This is a genomic window from Acinetobacter lactucae (assembly GCF_013344765.1).
Taxonomy (GTDB): Bacteria; Pseudomonadota; Gammaproteobacteria; order Pseudomonadales; family Moraxellaceae; genus Acinetobacter; species Acinetobacter lactucae_A.
The window spans coordinates 1-21,974 of the sequence record NZ_JABVBF010000020.1 but is presented as its reverse complement, the minus strand read 5'-3'; the positions used below and the strand labels follow the sequence as shown (position 1 = coordinate 21,974).

Genomic DNA, 21,974 nt, shown 5'->3' with positions numbered 1-21,974 from the left:
TATCGTTATGCCTCTTGGGGCAGGTACTGCTGAATAATGCTCGAAAAATCGAGATTGGCATTCCCGCGCATGCACATTTGCTGATAGAGCTGCTGTACCATGCCACCTAATACAACTGGCTGTTTGACTTGGCCCGCGGCCTCTACAGCGAGTCCTAAATCTTTCAGCATCAGCTGAGTCGCAAAGCCGTCTTGGTAACCTCGAGATGCTGGGGCATTTTCATTAATATGCGGCCATGGGTTACACACATCTGAGCTCCAGCAACGACCGCTTGAGGTGTTAATGACGCCGGCCAATGCTTGTGGGTCGATGCCGAGTTTCACACCAAGTGCCATACCTTCGGCCACCGCTGCCATTGAAATACCCAAAATCAGGTTATTGCAGATTTTGGCAATTTGGCCTGCTCCAACATCACCACAATGAACTATGTTTTTGCCCATGTGGCTAAGTACAGGTTTTACTTCGTTAAAGGTTTGATCATCGGCACCCACCATAAAGGTTAAGGTTCCTGCTTGCGCTCCAATGGTTCCACCTGAAACTGGTGCATCACAGATTTTAATATTTTTGCTATGTGCAACAGCGGCAATGTCTTTAATGGTTTGCGGGTCAATGGTGCTGCTATCAATGCATAAGCTACCTGCTTTTAGCACTTCCAATACACCATTTTCACCCAAGTAAACTTCCTTAACATGCTTTGCAGCAGGCAACATAGTAATGACCACATCAGCTTGTTTGGCTGCCGCCTGTGGGCTGTCGCATACCACACCACCTGCCTCGGCAAAGTGCTGAATAGCAACTTCGCTGAGGTCATAACCATAAACATTGAGTCCGGCTTTGAGTAGGTTATGGGCCATTCTTCCGCCCATATTCCCTAGACCGATAAAGGCGATATTCATCCGTGATCCCCTTAACGTAAACTAATTGTTGTATTTACACCGCCAACTTCATGGCTATCTTCAAACCAGCGACTGGTAATGGTTTTAGTTTGGGTATAGAACTGCACAGCCTGTTTGCCGTATGGTCCCAAATCACCCAGTTTTGAGCCTCTTGAACCGGTAAAACTAAAGAATGGGACTGGTACAGGAATTGGAATGTTGATACCGACTTGACCAATATCAATGAGGTTTTGGAAAGTGCGTGCAATCGCACCACTTTGGGTAAATAGACCTACACCGTTACCAAATGGATTGGCATTGATAAGAGCAATCGCTTCCTCAAGGGTATCTACACAAATAATGGAAAGAACAGGGCCAAAGATTTCTTCTTTATAAATACGCATGTCGATATTTACGCCACTAAAAATCGTCGCGCCGACAAAGTTACCTGACTCATAACCTTGTACTTGAACATCACGACCATCGAGTAGTAACTCTGCGCCTTGCTCAACACCGCTATTAATTAAGTCCAGCACTCGTGCTTTAGCACGTTTTGAAATGACTGGGCCAATGTCAGTATTTGGCTCATGACCTGCGTTTACTTTTAAGGTTTTCGCTTTTTCAACTAACTCTTGAATCCACTGTTTGCTGTCACCGACCATGACTGCAACAGACAATGCCATACAACGTTGCCCAGCTGCACCAAACGCTGCGCCGACTAGAGCATTTAAAGTTTGCTCTTTATTGGCATCAGGCATAACAACTACATGGTTTTTTGCACCCATCATCGACTGCACACGTTTGCCATGTTGTCCTGCAAGGTTATAAACATGTGTTCCAACCGCTGTTGAACCTACAAATGAAATCGCTTTAATGTCTTTATGTGTACACAAACGATCAACCACTTCTTTGCCGCCATGCACAACGTTGAGCACACCTGCTGGAACACCTGCTTGAATCGCAAGCTCAACCAGCATCATGGTGGATAACGGATCTTGTTCTGATGGTTTTAAAACGAAGGTGTTGCCGCATACGATTGCCATTGGGAACATCCAAAGTGGAATCATGGCAGGGAAGTTAAACGGCGTAATACCCGCACAGACACCCAAAGGTTGTTGCAAGGTATACGTGTCTACACCACGCGCAACACCTTCAACATATTCACCCATTTGCAAAGTGCCGATCGAACACGCATGTTCAACCACTTCTAGACCACGTTGAATATCTCCTTCAGCGTCTGCCAAGGTTTTACCCTGTTCAGCCGTCAATACCTGTGCAATTTCTTTCATGTTGGCACGAATCAAGTCTTGTAGCTTGAGCATGATGCGCATACGTGCCTGAATTGGGGTCTGACGCCAAGAAGCAAAAGCATCTTGTGCAGCTTGAATAGCAGCGTCAACTTCTTTAACCGTTGCAAATGGTACACGACCAATCACTTCCTGAGTCGCAGGGTTAACAATGTCTTGCCATTCCTGTGTTTCAGATTCGATAAAATTTCCGTTAATGAGTAATTTAGCGGTTTCCAATTCGATTTTTTGGATTGTGTTCATAACCTCTCCGTAGGCGATATTTTTATTGTGTTCAATTATTAGAAAATACTTTTGCTGCGTATTTTCTTTATTTCAGTTTCAATTGAGACTAGCAAAGAAAACTTTGACCACCAACGGAAATTCATGCACGATTGTTGTGCAAATATGCACAAGGATGACAACAAAAATGAAAGTGGATTGGGATCATCTACATTTTTTTCTGGTTTTAGCTCGGACTAAAACCCTAACCAATGCTGCGCGGATTATTGGTGTCGAGCACAGTACGGTGGCTAGACGGATTCAGGCTCTAGAACTTGCTTTGGGTACCACACTGTTTAAGCGTGAAGCGACGGGTTATGAGTTGACACTCGAAGGTATGGCACTGGTTCCTCGAGTTGAGCAAATGGAACAAGCTTTCTTACAAATTGAAAAACCACATCAACCTTTGCAAGGCCGTGTGCGAATTGGCACACCTGAAGGTTTTGGCACTGCGTTTTTAGCCCGCTTACTGGCTGAGTTCTCTATTCAATATCCACTGCTCACCATCGACCTGATTCCAGTGCCGAAAATGATTAAGCTCTCGCACCGTGAGGCCGACATTGTGGTGTCAATTGACCGCCCAACTTCTGGGCCATATATCATTACGCGGTTATCAGACTATTGTTTAAAGATTTATGGTAGCCAAAACTATCTAGCGCAAAACCCACCCATTCGCGGTTTAGAAGATTTAACCCAACACCGTTTTGTGAATTATATTGATGATCTGGTATATAGCCCTGAGTTGTATTGTCTAGAACGTTTACCATTAAAGCTTAACGCCAACTTCCGTAGCAGCAGTATTTTGGCCCAACAAATTGCAGTGAGCGCTGGTGCAGGACTTGCGATTTTGCCCAAATTTCTAGCAGAGGATAAATCTGAGCTTGAAACCGTTTTAGCTGAACAAGTTCGCTTTACCCACACGTTTTGGATGCTGACCTTTGTTGATTTACAGCATGAACCGCGCATTAAGTTAGTTTGGGATTATTTACGCAAACAAGCCGATAAATACCAACATTTGTTGGTTGATTAAATAACAAATAAAAAAGCCAATCACTGATGATTGGCTTTTTTGAAACTATGAATAATTAATCAAAAGTTTCTTGACCCAATTTTCTTATACGTGGCTTATAGAACACAAAATAAGTTACGCTTAAAACAACTAGCCATAATGGACTGACATATAATGCTTTTAAGGTATCTGGTTCTAATGCCAGAATCACTAAAGTGAATAAGAAAAATGCAATAACGACATACACCATCAACACCCCGCCCGGCATTTTAAAGGTCGATTTGACATGTAACTCTGGACTCAACTTACGGTAACGTAAATAGCACGCCATGATCAAAAGCCATACGCTAATAAAGAGAATCACACAGAGTGAACTTGCCAAAGTAAATGCTTCCATGGTGTTGGGAACAAAGTACTGAAGCACCGCCCCGCCCATAATGAAAATACATGAGAAGATTAAACCATTTGAAGGTACGGCACGTTTTGATAAACGCCCCAAAGCACTTGGCGCCTGACCATCTTTCGATAAACCGAACAGCATACGACTGGTTGAAAACACACCACTGTTCATAGAAGACATCACCGAAGACAGCACAACTAAGTTCATGATGATGGCAGAAACTGGAATACCCGCATTTAAGAACAACTCAACAAACGGGCTTTTATCTGCGCGAATGTGATCCCATGGTGTCACTGACATCACCACAAAGAGTGCTAATACATAGAATAAAATAATACGAATTGGAATCGCATTAATTGCTTTCGGTAGATTTTTCTCTGGATCTTTCGTTTCAGCCGCTGTTGTACCTATCAGCTCAACGCCAATAAAGGCAAACACGGCAATCTGGAAGCCTGCCAAAAATCCGCTTACGCCTTTTGGAAATATGCCGCCATGCGACCACACATTACTTACACTCACAACCTCTCCATGTGGAGCTTGAAAATGAGTGATAATCATGTAACCACCGACTCCAACCAGGCCAATAATGGCCAAAATCTTAATGAGTGCGAACCAGAATTCAACTTCACCAAACAACTTCACCGTAAGAAGGTTAAGCCCTAAAATGAATAGTACACAGCCTGCACTAATCATGGCCTGTTGTATGGGTGAGAAACTGGCGCCTTCGGGCAGCCAGAAACTTAAATAGTTAATGACGGCAGAAAGATCCGCAATACCCACTAACACCCAGCCTAACCAATAGGTCCAGCCCAAATAATAACCGGCCCATGGCCCGATTAAGTCATATGCCATATCAACAAAAGATTTGTACTGTAAATTGGCAAGCAGTAGTTCGCCCAATGCACGCATCAGAAAAAAGAACATGCCACCAATTAACATATAAATCACAAGAATTGAAGGACCTGCGAGGGAGATGGTTTTGCCCGAGCCCATAAATAGACCCGTTCCAATTGCACCGCCAATTGCAATCATTTGTAGATGGCGATTATTTAATTTCCGTTGTAAATGATCAGGGGAATTTGCCTCATCTGGATGATGAACAATTGTCATATTAGAAGTCCTTTTTATATTTTGCTTAACTTAAAATCAGCAACCTATAGGGAGAAAAACGAACCGTATATCGAGGGTTGCTGAGTCTATACCTCAGGACAAGATGTTCAAGTATATTTTTTCCTTAATTGATAAATCGTTTGTCCTGATTTTTTTAAGTCACATTATTTATGTACTGCCTTCACGGCAATTTTAATTAATCAATCTGGGGTTCCAGATTAGCCGAAGTGTAGCATGTGATCCTGCTAGATGTACTTTGCCAACACCCTCCAAATTGCTCTATTGATCCAAAAATAAACAATATTATTCCGATAAAAAATCCAATAAAAATAAAAAAAGCCAATCATGATTGATTGGCTTTTTAATAAAACTTAATGATCGTTGACGAGTTCACGTCCTAGCTTTTTCATGCGTGGTTTATACAACACATGATAGGTAACACCCAAAATTATTAACCATACTGGACTGACATATAAAGCCTTTAAAGTATCTGGCTCTAGCGCCAAGATGACTAAAGTGAAAAGCATAAATGCCAAAACAATATAGCTCATCCAAACGCCGCCCGGCATTTTAAAAGTTGATTTTTCATGTAATTCAGGACGTAATTTACGATAGCGTAAATAGCACACCATGATGAGACTCCAGACACTAATGAATAGAATCACACAGAGTGAACTTGCTAAAGTAAATGCTTCCATGGTGTTTGGAACAAAGTACTGAAGTACCGCCCCACCCATGATAAACGTACAAGAGAAAATCAAACCATTTGAAGGTACTGCACGTTTTGATAAACGGCCAAATGCACCCGGTGCCTGACCATCTTTTGATAAACCGAATAGCATACGACTGGTTGAAAATACACCGCTGTTCATTGATGACATCACTGAAGATAGCACCACCAAGTTCATGATGATGGCTGAAACAGGAATACCTGCATTTAAGAACAACTCAACAAACGGACTCTTGTCTGCACGAATATGATCCCACGGTGTTACCGACATCACAATAAAAAGTGCCAATACATAGAACAAAATAATACGTACCGGAATCGCGTTAATTGCTTTCGGCAAGTTCTTTTGCGGATCTTTGGTTTCAGCAGCTGTTGTACCTACGAGTTCCACCCCAACAAAAGCAAATACGGCAATCTGGAATCCTGCCAAGAAGCCTTCTGTACCTTTCGGGAATAAACCGCCATGCGACCAGACATTACTAATGCTGGCATCAGCGCCTTGCGGAGCTTGGAAATGGCTGAAAATCATGTAGCCGCCAACTCCGATCAGACCAATAATCGCCAAGATCTTAATAAGAGCAAACCAGAATTCAATTTCACCAAATAGGCGTACTGTTAGGAGGTTAAGACCCATCACAAACAATACACAGCCAGCACTAATCATGGCTTGTTGTGTTGGAGAAAAGCTCGCGCCATCGGGCAGCCAGAAACCTAAATAGTTGATGACCGCTGAAAGGTCCGCAATACCCACCAACACCCAACCTAACCAATAGGTCCAGCCCAAATAATAACCAGCCCAAGGACCGATCAAGTCATGAGCCATATCAACAAAAGATTTGTAATGCAGATTTGCAAGGAGCAACTCGCCCATTGCACGCATTAAGAAAAAGAACATTCCTCCAATGATCATATAGATCAAAAGGATTGAAGGACCTGCGAGGGAGATAGTTTTACCTGAGCCCATAAATAGGCCGGTTCCAATCGCACCGCCAATTGCAATCAGTTGTAAATGACGGTTAGACAGTTTTCGTTGCAGATGATCAGGAGAATTTTCTGTATCTGAATGACGAGCCGTTGTCATATTAAAATTCCTTTTTGAATTCCTTTGTTAAGATCAGCAACCTATGGCGAAAATCGAACCGTATGCCATAGGTCACTGAATCTGTTCACCAAAAAATGACTGGTTAAACCGTATCTATCTTCCTTCTGTTAGATACATCATCATTTTTGGAGTAAAAACGAATTACTTTTGTGCTGCCGTCACGGCAATTTCAATGAGCCAGTCTGGATTAACCAAATCGGCCTGAATTGTGGCACGCGATGGAGCAACACACCCTTTTAACCAATCAACCCAAATTGCATTTACGGTTGAAAAGTCAGAAAGATTTTTTAGATAGAGCTGTGCAGAGAGCAAACGAGATTTATCTGTATTGGCTAATGCCAAAAGTTCATCAATCGTTGCAAGAATTTCACGAGTTTGGCCTGCCACATCTTGTTCGGTATTTTTAGGTACCTGACCTGACAGATAAACCACTTTGTTAAAAACAGTCACGGCGCTCATGACTTCGTTAGTGTTAATCTTTTGTATATCTGAATTCGACATTCGGATTTCCTTATACCTGATTAATAAATTGAACACGGGCGGTGACGGCACACATCAGTTCATAACCCACCGTACCGGATGAAACTGCGACATCGTCAATAGGTAAAACGACGCCTGTACTTGATTGGCCCCAAAGCACCACTTCACTGCCGACTTTGGTACTTTCAATGCCGGTTAAATCGACTGCCAACATATCCATGCTGACACGGCCGACTGTACGAGTGCGGACAGAGTCCACTAAAACAGGCGTACCTGTCGGTGAAATACGCTGATAACCATCGGCATAGCCACACGCTACAATCCCAATCGTCATGGGTCGCTCTGCGACAAAGTTTGAGCCATAACCTACGCTTTCATTCGCATCTAAATGCTGAACGGAAATAATTTCACTGCGTAAGCTCATGGTCGGTTGTAAGCCCCAATCCGCAATACTATGCGTTGGATAGTCTGGCGAGCTACCATAGAGCATGATGCCGCTACGTGCATAATCTGATTTAAGCTGGTTTTGATAACGCAAAATTGCCGCACTATTACTTACCGATCTTTCACCCGGTAAATCCTTAACAATTTCTTCAAAAGCATTGATTTGATAATCAATACCCTGCTGACCAAAACGATCGCCATCTGCATCCGAAAAATGCATCATGTGCGTAATCTTGGAGACATTTGCCAAATTATTTAAACGTTCCCAAGCCTGCACATAATGCTGTGGTTTAAAACCAAGACGGTTCATACCGCTGTTCATTTTCAAGAAAACATCAAATTGAGCCGCATAAGGATGCTTTTCTACCCACTCAATTTGCGCTTCACTATGAATGGTGAAACTGAGTTGATACTGCACACAATCAAATAAGTCTTGAGGAGAGAAAACTCCTTCGAGCAACAAAATTGGACCTGTCCAACCTAGAGCACGAATGCGTTTTGCTTCATCAAGATCAAGTAAGGCAAAGCCATCTGCTGCTTTAAATGCTTCATAAACGCGTTCAATTCCGTGTCCATAAGCATTGGCTTTTACAACGGCAAAGACCTTACTGTTTGGCATAGCCTTGCGTACCACCGCCAAGTTATTTTGTAAGGCTTGACGGTGGATGACTGCGGTAATAGGACGAGGCATGATTACTTTCCTAACGTCCGTTATGCCGCGTGCGCGTGTGAATAACGCTGAATTGAAAGGCCATCGGTACTGATATCAGTCTTATGATTCAATACGATGTCACTGATTAATTTTCCTGAACCACACGCCATGGTCCAACCTAAAGTACCGTGACCTGTATTCAAGAACAGATTTTTGAAGCGAGTTGCACCAATAATTGGGGTACTGTCTGGAGTCATTGGACGTAAACCAGTCCAGAAAGACGCCTGTGCCATATCGCCACCCGGGAACAAGTCCTGAGTCACCATTTGCAAGGTTGCACGGCGGTCTTCATTTAAACCTAAATTGAAACCGCTTAGCTCTGCCATACCGCCTACGCGAATACGTTGGTCGAAACGAGTAATCGCAATTTTATAGGTTTCATCAAGCACTGTAGATTGCGGAGCAAAAGCAGGGTCAACAATAGGAATTGTCAACGAGTAACCTTTCACAGGATATACAGGTAACTGTAGATCAAGTGGTTTCAAGAAATCACGTGAATAGCTACCAAACGCTAAAACATAACGGTCAGCAGTTAAAACTTTACCATTGACCTGAACGCCCTTAATTTCATCGCCTTCAACAATCAATTTTTCTACGTTCTGGTTGAACTGGAAGTTAACACCCAACTCTTTAGCAATTTGAGCTAAAGCATTGGTAAATAAATAACAGTCACCTGTTTCATCATTTGGTAAGTGCAAACCACCCACGAGTTTATCTTGCGCATTTGCCAACGCTGGCTCTACACGACCAAGTTCATTGCCATTTAATAATTCGTAGCTTACGCCGCATTCTTGTAGCACGCTAATATCGCGTTGAACCGCTTCCATTTGCGCTTCTTTACGGAATAACTGCAAAGTGCCCTTCGCACGGTTTTCGTAATTAATGCCTGTATCTTTTCTGAGTTCACGTAAGCAGTCACGGCTGTATTCAGCCACACGCATCATACGTTCTTTGTTCACAGCATAACTTTGTGGATTACAGTTTTTTAGCATTTGCGCCATCCACTGTAACTGCCACATGCTGCCATCTAAATTAATCGCAAGCGGTGCGTGGTGTTGGAACATCCACTTCACAGCTTTAAAAGGGATTCCTGGTGCTGCCCAAGGGGTCGAATACCCTGGCGAAATTTGACCTGCATTACCAAAGCTTGTTTCTTCAGCAGGACCTGCCTGACGGTCAAGAACAGTGACCTCAGCTCCTTGTTGAGCTAGATAATAGGCACTTGCCACTCCAATAACGCCGCTACCTAATACAATTACGCGCATTTCCATTCCCTCACGCACACCAGTTTATTTAACTAGTATATTTCTGCTTCAATAGTTTATTTCACTGTTTTTCAGGGTATAATCTAGGTAAATTTATGTTTTTCTCGCGAGAATTTAAAAAAAAGAGGAAATATCTATGCGCCCTTTAGATCGTATCGATCGCATGATTCTGGACATTTTGCAGCGTGAAGGACGAATTGCGATTAGTGAATTGGCATCGAGAGTCAACCTATCGACTACCCCCTGTTCAGAGCGTGTAAAACGTCTTGAACGCGATGGTATTATCATGGGTTATTACGCCCGGCTAAACCCAGCCTATGTGGACCGTAATCTGCTGGTCTTTTTAGAAATTAAGTTATCTGCTAAATCTGGTGATGTATTTGATCAGGTAGCCAGAGACTTAGTTGAGATTCCTGAAGTGCTCGAATGTCATCTTATTTCAGGTGAATTTGACTACCTTGTAAAAGCACGTTTAAAAGAAATGAGCGCATACCGCCGCTTATTGGGAGATCTGTTAAAGAAACTCCCCGCTTCGGCATCGTCACACAGTTATGTGGTCATGGAAGAAGTCAAAGAAACTCTGTATTTAGATGTAAGCAAGTAAAACGAGCATTCTTGAACTCGCTTTACTCACCTTTTGAAAATTAGAAGTATTTTAAAATCGGAATATGTTTGTTTTGATGCTTAAACTTCGAGAACCACTTAACTGCTGGATAAAGCGCAAAAGACAACACAATTGTGATTAACCACAACATCCACACATGGCCCACCGACAAATAATTTCCGTAGTTGGTTCCCCACACACTGAGTGCGAACACATACATCAATTTCAACACATATAAGTGTAATAAATAAAAGAACATCGGAACCGAACCAAACACGACCAATGGTTTTAGAAATGAATATTGCTGCATGCGCTCAAAAGCAACAAGCACAAGCAAGCCAATTCCAACATTCAGCAAAATAAATAACAAAGACGGTGGATACTTGGTGAGGTTAAAAAAGCTCATTACCGTCAGTTGTAATGACTCAAAATGCTGCCACGGCTGGTCACCATAGACGTTGATAAACCGTAGTAAAACAAATAACCCAATACTTGCTAAACCAAGGCTGAGTAAAGTGCGACTTCTTTGCTTTGCTGAATATTTTGAACTAAAGAACTGACCTAGCGCATAGCCCAATAAAATCACGCCAATCCAAGGTAAAACCGGATAACTTGTACGAAGCTTGATACCCGCAAACTCAAGCCAGCCACGATCATGTAAAACGAACCATATATTTTGTAAGACGCCTTGTGAGAAGTGTACTGAATCTAATAAGTTGTGCCCAAAAACAATCACCAACCCTGCGCCCGCAATGACTGGTAACGGCAAACTTACACAGCAAGCCAAAACCACCATGCTAATACCAATTGCCCAAATTACCTGTAAATAAATGACTTCAGGCGGAAAAGTCGCTGTCCATGCAAAATTCACAAGCGTAAGTTCTAGCATAATCAAAAATAAGCCGCGTTTTAATAAAAAAGCCCGAGTTTGCTGTAAATCTTGTTTTTTTGAATGAAATAAAAATGCAGAAATTCCGGTTAACAGCACAAAAACCGGAGCGCAAATATGTGCCAACAACCGACTACCAAATAAGGCAGGTTCTGTTACTGTTACGTCCATTGGGTCGATAACCTGCTTATGTAAATAGAAGGTTTCTCTCACATGGTCGAGTAACATAATCAGGATGACCAGACCACGCAAGGCATCAATCGACTGTAAACGCTCAATATTCTTTTCTAAGGGCATAGTAATAATCAACAAAATACTGTAACGTTATAGTATTACATTTAATTCATTTTGTCTTTTATGGCTGACCACTTATGCAACACAAATTAGGATTGTTGTCTTCGTTAGGACTATCGTTTATATCTACACTCACTTGGGCAGAAGAAACATCAACGGTACTGGAGACCATACGTGTTCAGGCTGAAAGCACCCTAGAAGATGTGAGTCAAAATAGCTCGGTGACTAAATTTACTCACGATGTTTTAGATGTCCCCTTTAACCGTGCTTTTGTTTCTAAACAAATGATAGAACAGCAAGACGTTCAACGGATTGATGATGCATTGACTTTGGTCAGCGGTGTTTTTCATCAAAATAGTTTTGGTGGCGGCTTTTGGGATAATTACTCTTTCCGTGGTTTTAGTACCGACCCCAATTTAGGTGCCTCTATGATCCGTAACGGTTTGAGTGTCAACCGAGGGATTAGTGCTCCAAAAGATGTCGTCAATATTGAATCTTTAGAGTTCTTAAAAGGGCCAATGGCAGCTTTATATGGCCGCGGCGAAACAGGTGGTTTACTCAATTTAAATAGTAAAAAACCACAGTGGGAAAGCGAAAGTGAACTTAACCTACGTGCCAATACCCAAGAACAATATCGAATAAGTCTGGAGCATACTGCCCCTATTAACGATGAACTGGCCTATCGTTTAGCAGTGGCTCATGAAGATAATCAAAGCTTTCGTGATCATGTTAGCAGTGAACGCTGGTTCTTTTCACCCCAGCTCACATGGAAAATTTCAGACCAAACGCAACTCGACTTTGACAGTGAATTTACAGAGCACAAAGGAACCTTTGACCGCGGGGTAAGCACAGTCAATCACCAGTTTGTGATGGACCCAGAAACCTTTACAGGTGAACCTGATGACGGCGATTTGAAAATAAAAGATTACTTTTACCAAGTACGTCTTAGTCACGAGTTTAACCCTGACTGGAAACTAAATAGTGCTGTTAGTTATAAAGACGCTCAAATGGTCGGCTTTGCAACCGAACCACGACGTATACAAGTCGATGGACGTACGTTAGAGCGCCAACGCCGCTATCGTGATTATCAAAGTGAGGATGTGCTGGCTCAGACAGAATTGCTTGGTAAATTTGATACGTCTTGGGCTCGTCATGAAATTTTATTTTCAACCGAGCTTGGTCAACTCGACTATAAGCAAAACCAGCTTCGTCGCAACCACAGCACAGAGTCACCAAACACAATTGATATTTACCAACCTGAATATGGCAAATATTTACCTAGCTTAGCTCCGTTTACCGACACCAAAGAGCGCCAGCGTTACTTTGCACTGAATGTACAAGACCAGATCTTTTTCAATGATCAATGGAGTGTGCTATTCGGCAATCGTTTTGATCAGGTCGAGCAAGACTTTAAAAATCATATAAAACAGACCGATGACAACCAGACACTTCACCAGAATAGTCCACGTTTCGGAGTAAATTTTAAAGCCTCTGACCAATGGGCTTTTTATACCAACTATGGCCGCTCATTCGCCATGAATAGTGGTATGAATCGAACTGGTCAGACCTTTGCTCCTGAAAAAGGTGAAAGCTACGAGGTCGGCACTAAATATAAAATAAACGACCAAAGTGTGCTGAGTCTCGCTTTGTTTAAAATGAAAAAACGAAATGTACTGACGACAGACCCTATCGACAGTAATTTTCAAACTGCAGCAGGCGAAGTCAGCAGTAAAGGACTTGAGTTTGACTTAAATAGTCAGATCAATGACCGCTGGTTCGTTAATGCCAATTATAGCTATACCGATGCTCAAATTGAAAAAGACCAAGACTTGGCAAAAGGTGCACGTCTAAGCAATGTTCCAAAACACCAAGGCTCAGTAAGCACCAATTATGAATTTCTACAAGAAGGCGCAAGAAAAGCAGGTGTAGGTGCTAATCTTACCTATGTGGGCGAGCGCAGCGGACATAACCTTGATAATGGCTTTAATTTACCAAGCTATACGCTGGTCAATTTAAATGGCTACTATGCCCCCTCTGACCGCTTACGCTATCAGCTGAATGTGAATAACCTATTCGATAAAACCTACTATGTCTCAAGCTATAGCGATTTATGGGTTCAACCCGGAGAACCACTGAATGCTTCAATTTCGGCACAGTGGAAATTTTAATTCATCCATACATAAAAAAGCCCGAAAACTTTCGGGCTTTTTTATTAGAACATACCATTTTCATTGACGAGTGGGGCGGGCTGTACTTGCCCAATATCCCAAAACTCAGCAATTTTGCCCTTTTCAAAACGACAAATATGAACCACGGCCAAGGTGGTTAAGCCGTTCATTTGCATTTCAAGTTTTGAATGCACAGCAACCAAATCTCCCTCTTCAATGACATGTTGAACATCAAAAACTTTGTTAGGAGTTTCAATTGCACTTTCACGCATTCCTTCCTTCAAAGAAGTCGCATCACCCGCAAAATAAGGGTTGTGATGCTTGAAGTCCGGGGCTGTGTAATTGCTGTAAGCTTCATCAACTTCTCCAGCTGCGGCAAGCTCTAAAAACCGTACTGCAATTTGTTTTTGAGATAAGTTCATATTTATCCCCGACTCTTTATTTTAGACCTTACTGCAACAGGTCATCTTCTTCGTCTTCCTCGAAGACATAAGCCATGCAGCCCCATCCATCATATTCGCCCTGAAATTTCTCAGCGATGCTGACAAACCATTGTTCCAAGTCAACAATATCTGAGTACTCAGGTTCCATGTTGACAAAGATCGTAATCACCCATTCATTTGGCTCAACAGAGTCATCTTGGAAAAGTGAAACTTTTTGTTCTTGGTACAATAAATAGAGTGCACATTGCTCTGCGTTTTTCTGATCTTGAAAAGCAATAGAAAATTCAATTTCATGCAACTCTGTTAAATCATCCCCATCTTCAGCCATTTGCCAAAGTACATTGCCATTATCGTCATCTGGAAATTGTTCGTAGTCACGAGTCATAAAGTGATCCTTGTTGTTGTTGCCGTATTAATATTATTCGACATCAAGAATACCCGACTTTTATTGCAGTTTGGGTATATATTCCGTTCCCAATTGCATCAAATTAAATTTTTAATTGTATATAAATTTTAAAAAGGCACTTGCGATTCAATCACTACATCCGTTCCATTTAATGGATGTTGAAAAGCCAAATATGCAGCATGTAATGCCATGCGGTTTAAATGAAAGCGTTTAGGCTCAGGATGATAAAGCTTGTCACCCATAATCGGATGTCCAATATGCATCATGTGCACACGTAGCTGATGCGAACGCCCTGTTACTGGTTCAAGTAATACTCGACTTTGATCTGTTTTTTCATCATAGATGAGAGGTTCAAATAAGGTTTTAGCATGTTTGCCTAATTCAAAATGCACGATTTGTCTTGGGCGATTTTCCCAGTCAGTAATGAGTGGAACTTCAACACTACCCTCTTCTGCAACTTGACCTTGAACTAATGCAATATAGTGTTTTTTAACTGTTCTGGCCTGAAACATTTTACTTACTGCAACTTCTGCATCACGATGTTTAGCAAACATAAGTAAGCCCGATGTCGCCATATCTAAACGATGCGTGACCTTTGCTAAAGGAAACTTTTCCAGTACCCTTAAATACGCGCTATCATGATGCTCAGGTAAACGACCCATCACCGACAACAAGCCCGCAGGTTTATCAACCACAATCAAATCATCATCTTCAAATAGAATTGAAAGCGGATCTTGTGGTGGAGTGTAAAAAAAATTGTCGTTTAAAGGCATGGTCGTAGAAACAGCAATGGAGCATGGCGGCAAATCATAAAGAAATTTCGGATCTACCGCAAAAACAATCTATAACGCTTTACTCATGTTCCACGTGAAACTCGGAAAAATCTTTATCGTTTTTTATTCATTTCAGCTAAAAGATCGAGCTGAATTTCTTGAATATGCGCAAGTCTTTCCCACTGATGCGATAAAAGATGGTCCATTTTTTCATGCAAATGACGAATCTCAAGCTCGGCTTTTAAATTAATCTGATAGTCATGTTGAGAACGTAAGCGGTCTTTGGCTTCTTGGCGATTTTGACTCATCATAATAATCGGCGCCTGAATTGCAGCTAAACATGACAACACTAGATTCAGCAGGATAAAAGGATAAGGGTCAACAGGACGTACTACCATCACAACTGTATTTAGAATAATCCAGCCTATTAAAAATAGAGCAAAACAAATTAAAAATGCCCAACTTCCCCCAAAAGTGGCTATTTTATCTGCTAGTTTTTCTCCAAGGGTCCATTTTTGATCAAAATCTGTTTCTGTATTTCGGCTAATCAGCTCATGCCGTTGCATACTGCCAATCACTTCATTTTCTAAATTAGATAATTCGCCTTTCTCCGAGCGTAATAGCGACTGAACATATTTAATTCGATAATCTGCCAGATCTGCTCGACAAATAAAGCTTGAGTAAGTCCAGTCTGGATGATCTTTTATAATTTCATCACTGATGACATTACGAATGACTTCACCAGACACAAGATCTTTTAAGGGAAAGCTCTTTCCACAAACGGCGCACTGCCGAAACTGATTTTTATTCTCCATATTATTCAGCTCGTTATTATGATAATAAGATTATTATATAAACAATTTTGGCTGATCACATCGTAAATAAGAATAGTAATCTAGCCTAAAATCTGTAAAGTCGCTGGTACTATTTTTCGATGGGCAGGAATTACAGGCACCATGTACAATCGCCCAAGCAGATTTTTAATATGTACCACTGTGGTCACTGTAAGCACTTGGGTATCTTCATTTTTATAAATAGATAAAGTCACATTTAAATGCTTATCATCATCTCCAATGACTAACTCATTTTCGGTACGTTGTAACAAGGTAAAAATTCCAATCCGATCACCTGCAATATATTCATTTTCTTTTTTATTCGAATCAATCTGCTTAAAACTTCCTAAATCTTTAAGTCCAATCTTTGAAGTAATTTTATTGCGTAGATTCATACTCCACTCTATCCACTGCGGAGTATGCTGGAACAATTTAATAAGCTGCTCAAATACATTCAGGTCGGGCTGACCCAGCACAATACTCCACGAGTCGTGGAAGTAAGCATTGTTCAATTGAGATGAGATTTGGCTGTCATGCGGCAAGGTAGAAAGATAAGGCTTATTCATGAATTATATTCTTGTAAAGTATCGTTTTTATTATAGAGAATTTTTTAGGGTGTCAAGGGAAACCGTCTATGGTTTACTTCAACAATTATAACTTTGTAAGTTAGAACCTTATGCCTATAAACTTTTGATCTATAGCGTCCTAAGCCGAATCGAGACCTTTTGGGTGAGTACACACTAACGTTATACGTTTTGGTGCATGCTACTCTTTTCGATCCCTATCACACCCTTGAGATATAGTTTAGCCAGCACCCTGTGGGATTGTTTTTCTAAGAACAGCTAATTTTAAATATTTTTGGTAATTTTTACTCAAAAATTCAAATTAAAAAGAATATATTCCCATTTCATGATAATTAGTTAATTTTAAATTCCACTTTATTTGTGTTTTTCGGTTTATTTTACCAATCAAAAGACTTGTATAATCAACTTAGAGATTATTTAGCTAACAATTTCTTAGCCGATTCAATAATAATCGCTCTACGTTTTTCATGATTATCAGCATCTTCTACAGGAGTTAACATTCTGGCGACTTGAGGCAGCATAAACCAACTATTCGCAAGAGCTAAAATCAGGAAAGTTAAATAACTAGCTTCAATGTCATCCGTCACCCTGCCTTCATCTTGTTCTTTTTTAATTGCTTGAATTTTATAATTATAGTTCTCACGACGACTACTTTCATTTGGTACTTCTTGTGAAGAATAAATCAACCCTTCCCAAAGTAATAAACGACTAAGTTCCGGATGCTCACAATGATAGTCATAAGCACGGCCTGCGTACTCAGCAATATCTTCTTCTTCAAAGGATTTAAGCGGTACAGCTTTAGCAACTTTAATTAATTCATTACTTAAAACAACGGCAAATAGTTCTTTTTTAGGACCAAAATAATTGTAGACACGCTCCTTATTAACACCTGCAATCTTTGCAATTTTATCAATCGTCGTGCCATCGGGGCCTTGCAAAGCAAATTCACCGACTGCCGCCTCTAGAATCTTTTGTTTCGTCCCTTCCGTATCCCAAGACATAATTTTCCTCTTGCATATATTATAAAAAAATATTATAAGGTACTTCCAACCAATTAGTTGGATTTTTGGAACATCATAATGCGCAACAATATTATAATTTTTGGTTATGGAACAGGAATTTCTAGAGCCGTTGCATATCGCTTTGGTAGAGAGGGTTACTCAGTTGGTTTAGTTGCACGAAATGCTGTGAAACTTAAACAGGCTGTTCTGGAACTCAATACACATAATATTGAAGCTTATGCATTTTCAAGTGATCTAAGTGATATTGAAAATATTCCGGAACTCATCAAAAAAATTAAAAATCAATTTGGAGAGATTAAAAATATTCACTGGAATGCTTTCCATGAAATCGAAGGAAATTTATTAGAAGCCAATCCACTCGATCTGACTAAAAGTTTTCACATTCGAGTTTCAAGCTATATTGCGACCGTACAAGCTTGTTTAAATGATTTAAAAATAAATCAAGGAAGTATATTGTCGACAAATGGAATATTTGCGCTCGATTCAGTCGGTGTAGACTTAGTTGCCAAAGAATACTCATCTTTGGCAATTGCTGCCGCAGCCCAATATAAAACCACCAACTTGCTTGCTCATAGTCTCGCTGACTCAAATGTTTACGTGAGCCAAGTAATTGTGAATGGCTTTGTAGATGGAACACTAGGATCAGAAGATAAAGCTTATACAGTACATCCAGAAGCGATTGCAGAGCAGTTTTGGACCCTACAACAACATAAGAAAGAAACCTCTGTATTGTGCGGTAAAACGATTAAAGTCGCTTAAATTTTAGAATTCATTATCAAAAAGACATTTAATAGATAAAATATTTATTAAATAACAATATCTTAACAACATCTCTAATATAGAGGAAATTATGAAAGTACTTCATATCAACTCATCAACTCGTGGTGAGAATAGCCAATCACTACTTATTGCTGAACAAGTAATTGCTAAGCTTAAAGCGAAGCATAGTGATTTAGTTATCGATGAGTTCAATCTTTTTGAAGATGATCTACCTGCGTTCGATAAAAATGCTGTGGGGGCCAAAATGGCATTATTTACTGGACAAGATTCAAACTCTAAAGAAAAAGAAGCATGGACAAAAATCAAAGAGGTTTATGACCGTTTTGCATCTGCCGACATCTATGTATTTAATGTTCCTCTTTGGAACAACAATATTCCTTATATCCTAAAACAGCTTATCGACGTTGTAACTCAACCAGGTTGGTCTTTTGGCTTTGACCCTTCTACAGGTTACACAGGTTTGTTAACTGGTAAAAAAGCGTATTTAGTAGTGGCAAGTGGTGTTTACTACGAAGGAATTTCTAATAACTTTGGCTCTGACTTTGCAACACCTTACCTCAATGACTGGTTAAAATTCATTGGTGTAAGCGATATTGAAAATATCCGTATTTCACCAACTGTACTTAATACAGACTATGAAAAAACAAAGAAAGAAGTGATGAGTGATATTGAGAAATTAATCGCTTAATCACACATAAAGAGGTTTATTAACTTTCTAATAAACCTCGACAACTTAGCTTAATAATAAATTCTAAGAAGAAGGTAATAATAATGCGTATTGGCTTAACAGGCACCTATTCATCTGGTAAAACTTTAACTTCATTAATCATCAGTGATTATCTAAATCTCCCTCGTACAGAAGCAAGAACAATGCGTGAAATCTTGCCTCATGCGGCACCTGGTAAAACACTTGAAGAAGTCAGCTCTCCCGAACTAATTCAAATGATTATCACTAGGCACATGGATCGTGTGATTCATGAATATAAGCATAAAGAGCGCTTTATTTCTGATGGTTGTTCTTTACAAGAGTGGATTTATGGAAGTGTTCGAGTCAAATATGGCATGAATCCAAATCAATCAATCGATTTAAAACAGGGTGAAACAGTCTCTAAAACTGCTGAACTCGCTTATTTCGAAAGTATCATGAGCGAATTAGGTAAAGTATTTAAGCGCCATGTAAAAGAATCATTTGACGCCTTCATTCATTTACCAAATGAACTTCCTTTAGCAAAAGATGGGCATCGACCAGTCAATGAATTATTCCGTTCAGCATCAGATGATCTTTTAAAAGAAACATTTGATGAGTTGGGAATCAAATACTACATTGTCGGTGGTACTTTGGAGCAACGCGCAAATACTATTTCAGAAATTTTAAATATTAAACCTGTGAAAACAATTGAGGAATCAATCGCTTCGGCTAATGAAAAATACAAAACATTAATTATGTAAATTTCATTTTAAATAAAACAGCCATTCAACATCCAAACATCATAGAGGTGTGAAGTGAACCTATCATTTTTCAAAGAAGTTGATGAATTTTTAGGTGATAAAAATACGCGTTATTTTGGCGCAGGATATATTAACAGTTCTCATGACATCTATAATTTTCAGTATGAATCCGATGATATAGAAACTAATAAATTCAGTTGTTTAGGCAAGGTTGTTTTGCCTCAAACATGGTCTATCAAAAACAATGGAAGCCAAAAACCGCATTTAAGTACAATCGATATTATTGAGCTTGCTTTGCTCACGTTTGATCAACTAATTCAGACAATCCACAACCGTACAATTTGTTATAAAAAGCTAATCCATAAGATGGTGATTCGTGCAGGTAAAAGCCCGATTGAATCTGACTTTGATAAGATTGCGATTAGTGGAAGCGTGTCTAAAGCAGGTCGTGATAACAATGTAATGAATCTAAATATTTCAAATATGAGTATTGAGATTCTTTATAAAAATGACGCAAGCAAAATGGAACCGAGTGAATTTGAGGAATACCTCAAAACTCCACTAGAAATTAACGACGTTATGATTAATGTGGATGAACTTAAAGCTTCTGCATTGGTAAATAACAAACGAATTTTAAATGAGAATGTTGAACCTTGGTCAACATCTTGTTTATTTTCAGTCGGTTTACAGCTTGGGCAAATTTTGCTTTACCAATTAGATTCAATTAGTCGGGCTGAAAGTAATACCTTATGGATGAAAAAGACAGAAATTCACTTTCTATCAGATCGACCAAATATGGATGCTTCTCACCCTATCTTTACTCGTTTAGATAATGTGAGACGCTATAAAGCGGGCGACCATGATTGGCGAAAAGCCGATATCTATTCAATTCTTGGTAATACAAAAATTATTTGTAGTGTTACTCATCAACTCCCTCATATTTCTTAATTCCTATGAATAGCAAAATAAATTATGCAGTTGCTATTTGTGAGCCATTAGAACTTGAACATCCAGATTCATTTCTGGATGTTCAGATTCCTTACCCACAAGCACTGCCTCACGATGTTATTGTAAAAGTTCAAGCAATTTCAATTAACCCTGCCGATACGCGTGCGCGACGTAGAAAAACTAAAGATAACCAAACTACAGTTTTAGGATGGGATGTTGTTGGAACTATTAGTGAAATGGGTTCACATGTTTCTGAAAAATTTAAAATTGGAGATACGGTCTATTATGCAGGTGATATTAGCCGTTCCGGAGGTAATTGTACTTACCATGCAATTGACTCAAGATTAATTGCTCATGCGCCTACCACTATTTCTATAGAAGATGCGGCAGCTCTTCCCTTAGTATCATTAACTGCATGGGAAGCATTAGCTGAAAGACTATCACTTCAGATTAGCTCTACTCATTCAAACAGCCAGCTTCAACATACCAATAAATCAAGATCTTTATTAGTGATTGGAGGTGCTGGTGGCGTAGGCTCAATGGCAATTCAACTTGCTAAACTTGTTCCACAGTTGACAGTTATCGCTACAGCTTCACGGCAAGAAACGAGTAATTGGTGTCGGAAATTAGGTGCCGACCATATTATAGATCACACTCAAGACATTCCAACTCAATTATCCAAATTGGGTTACTCTGAGGTCGACTATGTTTTGATCTGCAATTCACCAGATTCATATTTTAATATTCTGCCAAGTATTACTAAGCCATTTGGAAAGATTTGTAATATTGTGCCTTTTTCTCATTTGCAAGATTTCAATCTATTGATGAAAAAAAGCCTCTCATTCCATTGGGAACTTATGTTTACACGCTCTAGTTTTCAAACTACAGATATGACAAAACAATCTGAAATTTTAGATCATATTGCAAAGCTAATTGATCAAAATATTATTATTTCACCAAGACTTACATCTCTAGCTCCTATTAATGCTGAAAAAATTAAGCAAGCACACCAGTTGGTTGAATCTAATAAGACAATTGGCAAAATTGTAGTGGTTAATGAAAAGCAAAGTTAAAGCAACATAGAAG

The 21,974-nt window shown here is 40.0% G+C and carries 22 protein-coding genes; 8 read left to right on the top strand and 14 right to left on the bottom strand.

Annotated features, from left to right (window positions below; translation table 11 throughout):
* Positions 1-5 precede the first annotated feature (5 nt).
* Together mmsB and HUN22_RS04045 are read right to left on the bottom strand one after the other, a co-directional pair.
* Entirely contained in the window at positions 6-896 is an 891-nt protein-coding gene (mmsB, locus tag HUN22_RS04050; protein WP_174726606.1) for a 3-hydroxyisobutyrate dehydrogenase, read from the bottom strand.
* An 11-nt stretch (positions 897-907) separates the two neighbouring features.
* Complete coding sequence (locus tag HUN22_RS04045; protein ID WP_174726605.1) at positions 908-2,425, bottom strand: CoA-acylating methylmalonate-semialdehyde dehydrogenase; 1,518 nt, start codon at positions 2,423-2,425, stop codon at positions 908-910.
* A gap of 166 nt (positions 2,426-2,591) precedes the next feature.
* Between HUN22_RS04045 and HUN22_RS04040 the strand changes: the two genes are divergently transcribed.
* A complete protein-coding gene (locus HUN22_RS04040) occupies positions 2,592-3,473 on the top strand; it encodes a LysR family transcriptional regulator (RefSeq protein ID WP_087090546.1) in 882 nt (293 codons plus the stop codon).
* A 55-nt stretch (positions 3,474-3,528) separates the two neighbouring features.
* Here the strand turns inward: HUN22_RS04040 and HUN22_RS04035 are convergent, their stop codons facing one another.
* The 5 genes from HUN22_RS04035 to HUN22_RS04015 form a co-directional block, all read right to left on the bottom strand.
* Positions 3,529-4,962 (bottom strand): amino acid permease, encoded by a 1,434-nt coding sequence (locus tag HUN22_RS04035; protein WP_174726604.1) that lies wholly within the window; start codon positions 4,960-4,962, stop codon positions 3,529-3,531.
* Between the two features lie 371 nt (positions 4,963-5,333).
* On the bottom strand, positions 5,334-6,773 hold the full coding sequence (locus HUN22_RS04030; protein WP_174726603.1) for an amino acid permease: 1,440 nt from the start codon (positions 6,771-6,773) through the stop codon (positions 5,334-5,336).
* A gap of 162 nt (positions 6,774-6,935) precedes the next feature.
* Positions 6,936-7,295 carry a RidA family protein gene (locus HUN22_RS04025; protein WP_000071347.1) on the bottom strand — a complete coding sequence of 120 codons (360 nt, stop codon included), beginning with the start codon at positions 7,293-7,295 and terminating at the stop codon, positions 6,936-6,938.
* A gap of 10 nt (positions 7,296-7,305) precedes the next feature.
* The gene (gene alr, locus HUN22_RS04020) at positions 7,306-8,409 is read right to left on the bottom strand and encodes an alanine racemase (protein ID WP_174726602.1); all 1,104 of its coding nucleotides are present in this window, start codon (positions 8,407-8,409) and stop codon (positions 7,306-7,308) included.
* Between the two features lie 20 nt (positions 8,410-8,429).
* The gene (locus HUN22_RS04015) at positions 8,430-9,695 is read right to left on the bottom strand and encodes a D-amino acid dehydrogenase (RefSeq protein ID WP_031947066.1); all 1,266 of its coding nucleotides are present in this window, start codon (positions 9,693-9,695) and stop codon (positions 8,430-8,432) included.
* Positions 9,696-9,831: 136 nt separating this feature from the next.
* Between HUN22_RS04015 and HUN22_RS04010 the strand changes: the two genes are divergently transcribed.
* Entirely contained in the window at positions 9,832-10,299 is a 468-nt protein-coding gene (locus HUN22_RS04010) for an Lrp/AsnC ligand binding domain-containing protein (protein WP_001247568.1), read from the top strand.
* Between the two features lie 40 nt (positions 10,300-10,339).
* Here HUN22_RS04010 and HUN22_RS04005 read toward each other — a convergent pair whose 3' ends face one another.
* Positions 10,340-11,485: a DUF1624 domain-containing protein gene (locus HUN22_RS04005; protein ID WP_174726601.1), complete on the bottom strand. Its 1,146-nt coding sequence runs from the start codon at positions 11,483-11,485 to the stop codon at positions 10,340-10,342.
* 74 nt (positions 11,486-11,559) lie between these two features.
* On the opposite strand from HUN22_RS04005, the gene HUN22_RS04000 reads away from it, so the two are divergent.
* Positions 11,560-13,650, top strand: a complete 2,091-nt coding sequence (locus tag HUN22_RS04000; RefSeq protein WP_217488075.1) for a TonB-dependent receptor — start codon at positions 11,560-11,562, stop codon at positions 13,648-13,650.
* Positions 13,651-13,694: 44 nt separating this feature from the next.
* Here HUN22_RS04000 and HUN22_RS03995 read toward each other — a convergent pair whose 3' ends face one another.
* The 6 genes from HUN22_RS03995 to HUN22_RS03970 all read right to left on the bottom strand — a co-directional run bounded on the left by HUN22_RS03995 (position 13,695) and on the right by HUN22_RS03970 (position 17,690).
* Complete coding sequence (locus tag HUN22_RS03995; RefSeq protein WP_174726600.1) at positions 13,695-14,072, bottom strand: nuclear transport factor 2 family protein; 378 nt, start codon at positions 14,070-14,072, stop codon at positions 13,695-13,697.
* 28 nt (positions 14,073-14,100) lie between these two features.
* Positions 14,101-14,478, bottom strand: a complete 378-nt coding sequence (locus tag HUN22_RS03990; protein WP_174726599.1) for a ribonuclease E inhibitor RraB — start codon at positions 14,476-14,478, stop codon at positions 14,101-14,103.
* 128 nt (positions 14,479-14,606) lie between these two features.
* Positions 14,607-15,272, bottom strand: a complete 666-nt coding sequence (locus HUN22_RS03985; RefSeq protein WP_174726598.1) for an RluA family pseudouridine synthase — start codon at positions 15,270-15,272, stop codon at positions 14,607-14,609.
* A gap of 113 nt (positions 15,273-15,385) precedes the next feature.
* Positions 15,386-16,087: a DUF1003 domain-containing protein gene (locus HUN22_RS03980; RefSeq protein WP_174726597.1), complete on the bottom strand. Its 702-nt coding sequence runs from the start codon at positions 16,085-16,087 to the stop codon at positions 15,386-15,388.
* Between the two features lie 80 nt (positions 16,088-16,167).
* A complete protein-coding gene (locus tag HUN22_RS03975) occupies positions 16,168-16,671 on the bottom strand; it encodes a DUF2867 domain-containing protein (RefSeq protein WP_174726596.1) in 504 nt (167 codons plus the stop codon).
* Positions 16,672-17,102: 431 nt separating this feature from the next.
* The gene (locus tag HUN22_RS03970; RefSeq protein ID WP_174726595.1) at positions 17,103-17,690 is read right to left on the bottom strand and encodes a TetR family transcriptional regulator; all 588 of its coding nucleotides are present in this window, start codon (positions 17,688-17,690) and stop codon (positions 17,103-17,105) included.
* A gap of 78 nt (positions 17,691-17,768) precedes the next feature.
* Here HUN22_RS03970 and HUN22_RS03965 point away from each other — a divergent pair, with 78 nt between their 5' ends.
* From HUN22_RS03965 to HUN22_RS03945, 5 genes are all read left to right on the top strand, one after another.
* On the top strand, positions 17,769-18,470 hold the full coding sequence (locus tag HUN22_RS03965) for an SDR family NAD(P)-dependent oxidoreductase (protein ID WP_174726594.1): 702 nt from the start codon (positions 17,769-17,771) through the stop codon (positions 18,468-18,470).
* Between the two features lie 91 nt (positions 18,471-18,561).
* The gene (locus HUN22_RS03960) at positions 18,562-19,179 is read left to right on the top strand and encodes an FMN-dependent NADH-azoreductase (RefSeq protein ID WP_174726593.1); all 618 of its coding nucleotides are present in this window, start codon (positions 18,562-18,564) and stop codon (positions 19,177-19,179) included.
* 83 nt (positions 19,180-19,262) lie between these two features.
* Positions 19,263-19,940 carry an AAA family ATPase gene (locus HUN22_RS03955; protein ID WP_174726592.1) on the top strand — a complete coding sequence of 226 codons (678 nt, stop codon included), beginning with the start codon at positions 19,263-19,265 and terminating at the stop codon, positions 19,938-19,940.
* Between the two features lie 54 nt (positions 19,941-19,994).
* Positions 19,995-20,888 carry an AvrD family protein gene (locus HUN22_RS18325; RefSeq protein ID WP_174726591.1) on the top strand — a complete coding sequence of 298 codons (894 nt, stop codon included), beginning with the start codon at positions 19,995-19,997 and terminating at the stop codon, positions 20,886-20,888.
* A 5-nt stretch (positions 20,889-20,893) separates the two neighbouring features.
* Positions 20,894-21,961, top strand: coding sequence for a zinc-binding alcohol dehydrogenase family protein (locus HUN22_RS03945; RefSeq protein ID WP_174726590.1), 1,068 nt, complete (start codon positions 20,894-20,896; stop codon positions 21,959-21,961).
* Positions 21,962-21,974 lie beyond the last annotated feature (13 nt).

What these genes read in the sequence shown, in the direction of transcription:
- HUN22_RS04000 (WP_217488075.1), top strand. Translation starts at nt 11,560, where the DNA reads ATGCAACACAAATTAGGATTGTTGTCTTCGTTAGGACTATCGTTTATA.
- HUN22_RS03990 (WP_174726599.1), bottom strand. Translation starts at nt 14,478, where the DNA reads ATGACTCGTGACTACGAACAATTTCCAGATGACGATAATGGCAATGTA.
- HUN22_RS04010 (WP_001247568.1), top strand. Translation starts at nt 9,832, where the DNA reads ATGCGCCCTTTAGATCGTATCGATCGCATGATTCTGGACATTTTGCAG.
- HUN22_RS03995 (WP_174726600.1), bottom strand. Translation starts at nt 14,072, where the DNA reads ATGAACTTATCTCAAAAACAAATTGCAGTACGGTTTTTAGAGCTTGCC.
- HUN22_RS04015 (WP_031947066.1), bottom strand. Translation starts at nt 9,695, where the DNA reads ATGCGCGTAATTGTATTAGGTAGCGGCGTTATTGGAGTGGCAAGTGCC.
- HUN22_RS03985 (WP_174726598.1), bottom strand. Translation starts at nt 15,272, where the DNA reads ATGCCTTTAAACGACAATTTTTTTTACACTCCACCACAAGATCCGCTT.
- alr (WP_174726602.1), bottom strand. Translation starts at nt 8,409, where the DNA reads ATGCCTCGTCCTATTACCGCAGTCATCCACCGTCAAGCCTTACAAAAT.
- HUN22_RS04035 (WP_174726604.1), bottom strand. Translation starts at nt 4,962, where the DNA reads ATGACAATTGTTCATCATCCAGATGAGGCAAATTCCCCTGATCATTTA.
- HUN22_RS03965 (WP_174726594.1), top strand. Translation starts at nt 17,769, where the DNA reads ATGCGCAACAATATTATAATTTTTGGTTATGGAACAGGAATTTCTAGA.
- HUN22_RS03955 (WP_174726592.1), top strand. Translation starts at nt 19,263, where the DNA reads ATGCGTATTGGCTTAACAGGCACCTATTCATCTGGTAAAACTTTAACT.
- HUN22_RS04030 (WP_174726603.1), bottom strand. Translation starts at nt 6,773, where the DNA reads ATGACAACGGCTCGTCATTCAGATACAGAAAATTCTCCTGATCATCTG.
- mmsB (WP_174726606.1), bottom strand. Translation starts at nt 896, where the DNA reads ATGAATATCGCCTTTATCGGTCTAGGGAATATGGGCGGAAGAATGGCC.
- HUN22_RS03970 (WP_174726595.1), bottom strand. Translation starts at nt 17,690, where the DNA reads ATGTCTTGGGATACGGAAGGGACGAAACAAAAGATTCTAGAGGCGGCA.
- HUN22_RS04005 (WP_174726601.1), bottom strand. Translation starts at nt 11,485, where the DNA reads ATGCCCTTAGAAAAGAATATTGAGCGTTTACAGTCGATTGATGCCTTG.
- HUN22_RS03975 (WP_174726596.1), bottom strand. Translation starts at nt 16,671, where the DNA reads ATGAATAAGCCTTATCTTTCTACCTTGCCGCATGACAGCCAAATCTCA.
- HUN22_RS04025 (WP_000071347.1), bottom strand. Translation starts at nt 7,295, where the DNA reads ATGTCGAATTCAGATATACAAAAGATTAACACTAACGAAGTCATGAGC.
- HUN22_RS03945 (WP_174726590.1), top strand. Translation starts at nt 20,894, where the DNA reads ATGAATAGCAAAATAAATTATGCAGTTGCTATTTGTGAGCCATTAGAA.
- HUN22_RS03980 (WP_174726597.1), bottom strand. Translation starts at nt 16,087, where the DNA reads ATGGAGAATAAAAATCAGTTTCGGCAGTGCGCCGTTTGTGGAAAGAGC.
- HUN22_RS03960 (WP_174726593.1), top strand. Translation starts at nt 18,562, where the DNA reads ATGAAAGTACTTCATATCAACTCATCAACTCGTGGTGAGAATAGCCAA.
- HUN22_RS04045 (WP_174726605.1), bottom strand. Translation starts at nt 2,425, where the DNA reads ATGAACACAATCCAAAAAATCGAATTGGAAACCGCTAAATTACTCATT.
- HUN22_RS04040 (WP_087090546.1), top strand. Translation starts at nt 2,592, where the DNA reads ATGAAAGTGGATTGGGATCATCTACATTTTTTTCTGGTTTTAGCTCGG.